8 protein-coding genes are annotated in these 9,207 nt (G+C 38.9%); 4 read left to right on the top strand and 4 right to left on the bottom strand.

Features of this window, described 5'->3' with window-relative positions:
* Positions 1 to 2,064 carry a putative bifunctional diguanylate cyclase/phosphodiesterase gene (locus K345_RS0117250; protein ID WP_028975221.1) on the bottom strand — a complete coding sequence of 688 codons (2,064 nt, stop codon included), beginning with the start codon at positions 2,062 to 2,064 and terminating at the stop codon, positions 1 to 3.
* Between the two features lie 130 nt (positions 2,065 to 2,194).
* Here K345_RS0117250 and K345_RS21685 point away from each other — a divergent pair, with 130 nt between their 5' ends.
* Complete coding sequence (locus tag K345_RS21685; protein ID WP_053228436.1) at positions 2,195 to 3,619, top strand: glycosyl hydrolase family 79 N-terminal domain-containing protein; 1,425 nt, start codon at positions 2,195 to 2,197, stop codon at positions 3,617 to 3,619.
* Positions 3,620 to 4,675: a diacylglycerol/lipid kinase family protein gene (locus K345_RS0117240; protein ID WP_028975220.1), complete on the top strand. Its 1,056-nt coding sequence runs from the start codon at positions 3,620 to 3,622 to the stop codon at positions 4,673 to 4,675.
* Here K345_RS0117240 and K345_RS21680 read toward each other — a convergent pair whose 3' ends face one another.
* The 3 genes from K345_RS21680 to K345_RS0117225 all read right to left on the bottom strand — a co-directional run bounded on the left by K345_RS21680 (position 4,676) and on the right by K345_RS0117225 (position 7,055).
* A complete protein-coding gene (locus K345_RS21680) occupies positions 4,676 to 5,284 on the bottom strand; it encodes a DUF1883 domain-containing protein (protein ID WP_037573045.1) in 609 nt (202 codons plus the stop codon). It abuts the gene before it with no gap.
* Between the two features lie 16 nt (positions 5,285 to 5,300).
* The gene (locus K345_RS21675) at positions 5,301 to 6,341 is read right to left on the bottom strand and encodes an Ldh family oxidoreductase (RefSeq protein ID WP_156888457.1); all 1,041 of its coding nucleotides are present in this window, start codon (positions 6,339 to 6,341) and stop codon (positions 5,301 to 5,303) included.
* An 81-nt stretch (positions 6,342 to 6,422) separates the two neighbouring features.
* Positions 6,423 to 7,055 (bottom strand): C39 family peptidase, encoded by a 633-nt coding sequence (locus K345_RS0117225; protein WP_037573043.1) that lies wholly within the window; start codon positions 7,053 to 7,055, stop codon positions 6,423 to 6,425.
* 199 nt (positions 7,056 to 7,254) lie between these two features.
* Here K345_RS0117225 and K345_RS0117220 point away from each other — a divergent pair, with 199 nt between their 5' ends.
* Positions 7,255 to 8,145 carry a LysR family transcriptional regulator gene (locus tag K345_RS0117220; RefSeq protein WP_028975218.1) on the top strand — a complete coding sequence of 297 codons (891 nt, stop codon included), beginning with the start codon at positions 7,255 to 7,257 and terminating at the stop codon, positions 8,143 to 8,145.
* 102 nt (positions 8,146 to 8,247) lie between these two features.
* Positions 8,248 to 9,180 carry an NAD(P)H-binding protein gene (locus K345_RS0117215; protein WP_028975217.1) on the top strand — a complete coding sequence of 311 codons (933 nt, stop codon included), beginning with the start codon at positions 8,248 to 8,250 and terminating at the stop codon, positions 9,178 to 9,180.
* Positions 9,181 to 9,207: the final 27 nt, after the last annotated feature.

The following is a 9,207-nucleotide window of genomic DNA, read 5'->3' as shown; positions in this document are numbered from 1 at the left end:
TCATCTAACAAATTTTAACAAAGCATCAAAAGGGACGGCTTCTGAAAAAAGATATCCCTGAAAAAAGTCACAACCGGCCTGTTTAAGAAACTCATATTGCTCCTGTCGTTCTACACCTTCTGCCACAACCTTGAGTTCCATGGTTTTAGCCAATTGAATGATAGACGATATCAAGGCTTTATCTTTGGGATCTCCCATAAGAGAGTCTACAAAGCACTTATCAATCTTCAGCTTTTCTATAGGTAATATTCTTAGATAATTCAATGAAGAATAACCTTTACCAAAGTCATCAATAGAGATATCAAAACCTGCGTTCTTAAAGCAATGGAGCAAATGCTGACTTTCTTCAATGTTTTCAATGAGAGCCGTTTCAGTCAATTCAAAGCTAATCTTATCAACACCTATGTTATAACTATCTAAGTAATTTTTTACTCTATGACATAGATTAGGAGCTTTTAATTGTTTGGCACTCAGATTTAAACAAAACTTTATAGGCAGATTTTCCTTATCCAATTGCCGGATATCTGACAAAACTTGCTGAATCATCATATCACTTAAAGGCATAATTAAACCAGCAGTTTCCGCTAAGGGAATAAAAGCAGATGGTGAGACCATGCCCCATTCTGGATGTTTCCACCTTAATAAAGCCTCTGCAAAGACGACTTTACCATAGGTATCTACTATAGGCTGATAATAAACAAGAAGTTCCTCTTTATGTAACCCCTCTCTTAAAGCTGATATCATATCCACATTACGCTTGGAACGTTCTTTTAATCCTGAGCTATAAAAGCAATAGCGGTCATTCTCTTGTTTTGCTTCTAACAGGGCAACACCAAGACACTTCATAATCCACTCAGGAGTATCACTTCCCTTTACAGGGAAAACCCCTGCTCCTATACTGACGGTAAGAAAAAAATTACTATCCTGATAGTGAAACGATTGATCAAAGACACTCTTCAAATCATCAGCGAAGAACATCGCTTCCTGTTTATTCAAAAGACGGGGACTGATATAACCAAATTCATCTCCAGATATGCGGAACAATTTACCCCCGACATCATGAATCAGGCGTCTTATGGCTCTGGTAACAGATTGTAACATATAGTCTCCGACACGATATCCATAGCTCTCATTAAGATCTTGAAAATGATCAATATCAATCAAATAAGCACCATAGACAGCTGTAGGATTTTGACATATGTCTTCCAGTTCATAGATAAAGCTTTTTCTATTAGGTAGTCCTGTAAGATCATCCCTAAAGGCTAATCGGTACAGAGTTTCTTTCTGTTCCTCTAATTGAAGATTACTCTCTTCATAATTATGGGCTCTATGAAAAAAGAAATGTAGAAAAAAGAGCATCCCCGTTAAGTTAAAGACAGACAGACCTAAATTAACAAAGAAATGCTCTGCCAAATTACGCCAAACAAGGGAATAGGCATAATTGTTCATTAATCCAATGAGACTAAAAGAAATCCCGAGAATAAGACCCCACAAGAGAATGGTCTCGTTCTTTCTTCTAAAAGATTGTCCTTTGTAATGGAATATCATGATAGTGAATAAATAAATTATATACACAAAGAAAAGGGCATCTCTGATCCACAACCCCAAACCTTGATGCCTATATAGAATGAGTTCACCATAACTTGTCAAATCTGTATTTTCCGGAAGGGCTAAAAACTCCTTTGGAAAGAGAAAAAGAAAAGCAAGAAAGAAAAAAACCAATCCCTGTCCTATAATCTCTGCCCAGCGATTTATATTCTTGGCCCAAAGGGGAAGTTCAAAGACATTGCCTATCAAACTTGGAATAAGGGGAAAGTAGAAGCAAAACAAATACTCCTGAATGAGGGTATAACGGTGTAGAACAGATAAAGAACTATTATGCTGCATATGATACAAAATGAAGACTTCAATAGTAATGACAAACAACCCCAGTAAGTTAAACCCAATGAAGGGCATATACGTTTTACGAGGGAAATTGACCTGAATATAGAGGATGACCGACAGACTAACAATAATAAGCCCTAAACTTAATAGATTGAAGGCAAGAAAAAAGCTTATATCCATTAAACTAAGTATTAAGAGGACTTAGTTAATTGTCAATTAACTTATTGCACCTCCCACTCAAGGGATAGGAAAATACTAATCAAATTTAAACAATTCCCTTCTACAGTATGCAAATCCCAAAGGAGATCCTGTGAATTCCGTAAGCATTAGTAACATTGTTCCCATCAGACAGATTCCCAAACCCTTTATATCCGTCGCGATTGATGCGTCCCAAATCATAGGCGGTTACTGGTGGGAAGGGGCTAAAAAAACCAAAAAAGGCTTAGGAGCTAAAAGAGTTGATCCCATTGACTTAAGCAATCCTGATCTCATCAAGGCAGCCCAGTTATTGTCACTAAACTATCTTAGGATTGGAGGAACAGAAGCAGACAAAATGTGGTATGCCATAAAAAAAAAGGGTAAGAAATTACCCCATGGTTATGACTACCTTCTCACAAAAAAAAGATGGAAAGAAATAGCGACCTTTGCAGATAAAGTCGGGGCTAAAATGATGATAACCCTCAATGCCGGGAGCGGACCTCGTAAAAAGAAAAAGAAATGGGGTCGCAAGAACGCCAGACAATTGATCCAATACGCAAAGGATATGTCCCATGAGGCGGATGTATGGGAACTAGGTAATGAGGTTAATGCCTTTCTCTTTTTTCATGGTTTTGGAGGATATATTTCACCAGAACGTTATGCCAAGGACATGTCCAAATTGACAAAGACCCTTCATAAAACATCTCGAGGTTCTAGTGCAGGACCAGCCGTTGCCGTTTGGCCTATTATTGGGGAAGTTCTACCTTTTTTAAAATCCTTTCTTAAACAGACGAAGCAAGACGTGGATATTATCACCTGGCACTACTATCCCCAACAATCCTCTCGCTCTCCTGTGGCAATCAGAAGAGCGAGACCCAGAACAATGCTTCGGCCAAGAGCCTTGAATGAGTTTATTAGACAAGCAAAGCATATATCCAAACTAAAACAGAAATATTCCCCTAATTCAAAAATTTGGCTAGGAGAGACGGGACATGCTCAATGTGGTGGAGAACCGGGACTATCCGATACCTTTCTATCGGGCTTTTGGTGGCTTGATCAATTAGGAGCAGCGGCAGTCTATGACCAGGAACAAGTCGTAAGACAGACTTTAGTCGGAGGCGATTATGGACTTCTATCTTATACTGATTTTACACCAAGACCTGATTATTGGATCACCTTATTATGGCAGCATTTGATGGGGACAACGGTATATCAACTGCAAAAGCAGGGGAGTCCTAAACTCAGAGTATATTTGCATTCTCTAACACAGGAGACGGGGTATTGCCTATGTTTTATTAATATAGATACTAAAAATTCTATAAAAATCGAGGACTACCCCGAACAGACTATGCCCAGTCAAATATTTTTATTTACTTCATCAGAATTGACTAGTCCAACAATATACCTTAATGGAGAGGAACTCAAAAATCTTCCTCAATCGGTAGAGGAATTAAAAGGGCGTTCCCTTTCACAGCTAAATAATATTATTATACCTCCAGCAAGCTACGGATTTATTACCTTTACAAAGGAGATATAATTGGATACTCCCGCTTTTCATCTTATTATAAACCCAAGCCGTTATCCTCAGTATTCCAAGATTCTTAAGAAACGTATGAAAGGAATACCCGCAGGGCAAATTCACGTGAGTCAGAATAAAGCTCATTTCATTCATCTAGTTTATGAGTTTTTACGATCATCGGAACACTACCTGCTCGTTTGGGGAGGAGATGGAACAGCAAACCTGGCTATAAATACTATGGTCAAGAATAGCAAGTACCGAGATATCTCCTCCAAACGGATAGGTTTTCTGCGAGGAGGAAGTGGTAATGGGATTCAGGACTCCTATGAAGTACCCCTTTCCTTGGTAAAACAAATAAAGTGCTATTTGAAAAGTATAGAAAAGGATTATTATCAAAAAGTCGACATTCTGGAAGTGAAAAATGGACAGCGTAAACACTATGGCCAACTATTCGGCATTGGTATTGATGCCTCCATATTAGCGGCTCGTAATAAAAGAAAGAGTTTTTTCAGGAAGAAAAATGTCACTCGTCCAGGTATGTTGTCTTATATACTACAGGCAATACATATCATCAACAAACAAGCCCGTCGCCGAACAGAGAAGATAAAAGTCAAACTTAAACACGGTCGTTTTGCTTATAAAGGGACGAGAACAAATGCAGAGTTCCCCTTCAACGAATATGATTTTAAAACAAAAGCAGGAATGGTTGAAGTGGGAACACGCCCCTATTACGGAGCCTTCTTCCGCATATGTCCGGATGTGGTTTGTAATGATGGTTATGTGGATAGTTACTTCTTTAATTTTCGCAATCAATGGGCTGTCTTAGCCAACTTATATAATTTGTGGAATGGTTGGTATAACAGGGTTAATCATAAATGGGCCAAGAAGAGATTACCCTTGATTCAGCACTTCAAGTCGAGGGAAATAAGTTTTAAAAGCAAGGGAAGTCTTCTATATCATATTGACGGAGAACTCTATCAATCAGAAGGAGATATACGTCTGAAGGTTAGACCTGAAGCTCTAAAATTCATTGTACCTCAAAGTTTTTGGGTTAAATTCCATGTACAGACCTAATTATTTTTTAGGAATATATTTATTCCTAATCAAAGCTGATAGATCTTGAAGTACTGGACTATAAGGGCTTTTGATACCTATATCTTGTAACACATCACGTCTTTCTTTTTCCAGATAGGCAAAAATAGCCTGTCCTCCCTTAGAAGGAAGATTACCTTTCCAGGCGGCGCTTACTAATCCTCTCAATTCAACACGTGTAAAGATACTCCTCCTGTTATTGAGAATTAGAATAAAAGTATTCCCCCCCACACCCTCTTCAATATCAACCTTTTCTGATAATGGTTCATTGTGAAGTAATTCTTCCTGTTTATGTTTTACCTTACGCTCTTCTGGTTGAGCTTTAGGGTGTTTTTGGATTTCTACACGTACTGTCAATTCAGAACCTGACTCGATTTGTTCTATAACCAAATGCCAGTTGCCGGAATCACTAACAGCGAGACGGGCAGGTGAGGCTTCTGCCTTTCCTCCAAAAGCCTGGAAGGATTCATCCTCTGTGTATTTGATGTATTCTTCACCTGTCATAAGGTACACCTGAGCCAAACTGGTCAAATGTACTAACACCATATCATCTGGTGTAAGACTCAATATTTTATGGAGATGATTTTTCATGCTCTTTATAATAGCACTATAATTGAGAAAAAGAAGGTAATTTATTGGGGATATCAATACCTAATCGAAGAGATATTTTCTTCATATCTTCCCAGGTTTCAACAGGAAGTGAGATATCATCACCATTAATAAGGGAATGGGCATACAGATTATCACCTGGAAAGCGAACAGGTTCGGACAAACGCTTGTCAATGTCACTGCGAAGCTGTTCCATTCGTCCTTTCCACTGACTCATGGCTCCCACTTCATTTAAAGAGATAACAAGGATTGTCTGACTATGAACTTTCCATCCTCTCTTGGGTTTCACCTGAGGACCCATAGCTCCTCCGGATAATCCGGAGGTCATCAACTCATTCATGAGAGCCAGACCAAATCCTTTATGTCCCCCTAGAGGACTACAGACCCCTCCATTTAGGACATCTCCCGGATCGGTGGTGAGCTCACCCTGACTATTACGCCCCCAATGAGAAGGAATTTCCGTTCCAGCCAGCATATGCTCCCCTAATTTACCCAGAGAAGAATAAGCCATACACAGATCAAGCACCATAGGATGAAGAACACCGGGAGCACCAAAGCCTAAAGGGTTATTTCCTATTACAGTAGCCTCAGAGCCCGGGTCTCCCATACAGGGATCTGTATTGGACCATACAATAGCCATACAGCCTGCTTCAGCAGCAATCTGTCCATAAGGATGTCCCGCTAAGAAATGATTGCTATTACGAACAGTCCCCAGGGCTAATCCCATTTTCCTGGCTTTGGCAATACTATGATCTAAAAGATAGGAACAGCAATATTCCCCCAAAGCACCTTGTCCATCATATCTACTGAATACAGGAGTCTCATCCAGTAATGTCATCACCCCTGAAGCATTTATATCTCCTGCTTCAATATGCCTGATTCTATCAGGGAGATAGGTCATATCATGGTGACCGGCCCCCCGGAGACTAGCTCGAATAAATATATCTGAACTTAATAAAGCCGCTTCTTTACTTAAGTTTAGTGATGTAAATATTTCATATAGCCATTGACGGGCTATTTCCCTTTTTATCCTGATCATATGGGTCAGCTTACAAAGGATGGGTAGTTTTGACAAGCGATCATCCCCTGCTCCTCCCTGTTTATATCGGACATTAAAGTCCTAAGACTTAGTCGGATAGAGAACTCGTATCCCATAGATATTCCGACTTGGTCCTGAACCCCACTTATCTGATATATTATAGACCGCTTCCATTCTATGTTCTTCAGGAAATTCCGGATCATTCATTAAAAATCCTTTTTCATCATAACCTGTCAAAACAATATAATGGGGTGCACCATGATAAAGAACCTCACCAATAACAGGGACTTTTTGATCTAGATAATACTTAATAAGTAAGATATCTGCTGGTTGAGCTTTCCAATCAAGTCTGGTATAAACATATCCTTTTCCATAAGAAGCCAAAGCTGGCCAGTTTAATACCACTTCACCTAAGTAATCTGTGCCCTCCCATCCATCTTGATAACCATTATTTGTCTTTAACCAATCATTCATAAGATCAGGAGTAAGGGACTCTGGGCTATAATGATCCACAATCATGGTAATACAAGTCAAAGCACAGCCATGACTACGTATGGTTAATTTGGATTTATTTCCCAAAAGCTCATCAGCCCAAGGACTATCCTTACCTTGAGCGTAATAAGGTATATCAAGGGTAACTTCCTTTGCCACAACGGACAGTATCGGAACAAAAATAAAAAGACCTATTAATAACAATTTTAATCTAGTCATCATAGGACGGAATATAAAACATGTTTGCCCTCAAAACAAAGGAGCACCAGCCCTTCTCCTATCAATTATACCAAAAGGTCTATTATATCTTATAGTTTTAGTCCCATTTATCATTTTAACCGGATACCTATTAAAACTTATTTGCAGGGTGGAAGTTATTCTTGTACTATCTTAATAGAGTATTAAGATGATGGTGTGACTTATGATTGAACGAAAAATTCATTTTTTTATTGCGACAGCTGAAACAGGAAGCTTTACTGCTGCCGCTAGAAAATTCAACCTCTCCCAATCAGCTATTAGTCAGCAGATACGATTGCTGGAAGAGGAATTAGAAGTGAGGCTCTTTGAGCGCAGCCACTACAGACCTAAATTAACCAGTGCTGGAGAGTATTATTTCAATGCTTGCCGTAAGCTCCTGGATTTAGAACAGGAAATCCATAACACAGTTAGATCCTATTCTGCAAATGGCAGACAACGATCTCTGAATATAGGGATTACAGGTTCCATTGAGACTAATGATTTACCAAGAATAATAGAGCGATACAAAGATAAAGAGGATAAAGTCTATCTCAATGTTAAAAGGGTATCTTTTGCAGAAGGAGCCACAGAATTAGAGGCAAAGAACCTGGACCTAACTTTCGGAATGCCTAATGATCTTGTCAACATTCCAGAAATTCAAATAGAAGCTCTCAAACCATTGGATCTATGTCTTATTTGTTCACAAAAGCATAGGTTTAGTAAACTAAGCTCTGTGAATATCAAAGACTTAAAAGGAGAACCTGTTATAGCCTTCTCTGAAAACATTGGAATAGGCTTCTATAAAGACTTTCTTATGGGATTTCAAAAAGAAGGTATCTACCCGCAGATTACTAAGCATTGTGACTATCTGGAAGAGATGGTCATGTCGGTCAAATTAAATCAAGGAGTGGCCTTTCTATCCAGACAGGTTATTTCTGCCGAAGAGGATGTTTGCATACTAGACATAGAGAACCCTCACTTTGTTTCAGAGTTCTGTCTAGGATATTTGAAGAGTAATGACAAAGAATATCTCAAACCTTTCCTGGAAGAGGTTATTCACTACTATAGAAATTAAACTATAAGATAAACTTGCATTATTAATAAGAAATAGAGGCCTTTCATATTCTCTGTATACCAGGCTAATCTAACTGTTAGACAGGGAATAGGGAGCTTATGAATGTGCAAAATCATTGTTTGTGGCGTAGACGGTAACTTTGGTGGCTATGTCATTGATGAGATAAATACACTAGTTGATAAAAAAGATTTGATACTAACAGCTCCCCTTGAGAAGGGTCTAATAGAATACAAAAACCAAGGTTATGAGACAAGAGTGGCTAATTTTAATCATTATGAAGGCTTGGAAAAAGCTTTTGCAGGAGGAGAAGTTCTCCTTCTTATCTCAGCACCTTTTGTGGGAAAGAAACGGCAAACAGCTCATAAGAATGCTGTGGATGGAGCAATGGCCGCAGGGGTAAATAAAATCGTTTATACCTCCCTAGTTAACACATCAGATCCTGGAAACCCCAGTATAGAAAAAGTGGATCATGCTTTTACTGAAGAATATATAGTCAGCAAAGGTATTGACTACATCTTCCTGCGGAATTCTCAATTTGCAGAAGCCATGATTACTAGTTATCTCACATCCGGGGGTAGAATGCTTAGTTGTCAGGGAGAGGGAAAAATGTCTTATATATCGCGAAAAGATTGTGCTATTGCGGCTGCCCATGCTCTCATCAAAAGAGACATACATAAAACCGTTTTCAATATCAATGGTCCGGAATCGTTGACCTTAAAGGAATTGGTAGCTAGGGGCAACAAAGAAACAGGCTTAAATGTTTGTGTCGAAGACGTCTCTGAAGAGGAAGTTTATAAAGCATTTGATGCCATAGGAGTTCCTCGAACAACAGATGGTCTTTTTCAGGAAGACTCTCCTGCTCCCTATTCCAGTGATGGGATGGTCACCTTTGCTAGAGCGATTAGAATGGGGAAGCTGGATAGTTTTACAAATGACTTTGAAATCTTAACAGCAAAGAAAGCCCGTACTGTAAGTAAAATGTTTGCCCATAAAGATGATTATCTAGTGGGAAAACGCAATTCTTTTGACAATTAGTATGATAAAAAACATGAATAGAAAGTG

Origin of the sequence: Spirochaeta cellobiosiphila DSM 17781 (genome assembly GCF_000426705.1) — a bacterium.
Classification (GTDB): Bacteria; Spirochaetota; Spirochaetia; order DSM-17781; family DSM-17781; genus Spirochaeta_E; species Spirochaeta_E cellobiosiphila.
This window is presented reverse-complemented; position numbering and strand designations above follow the sequence as displayed.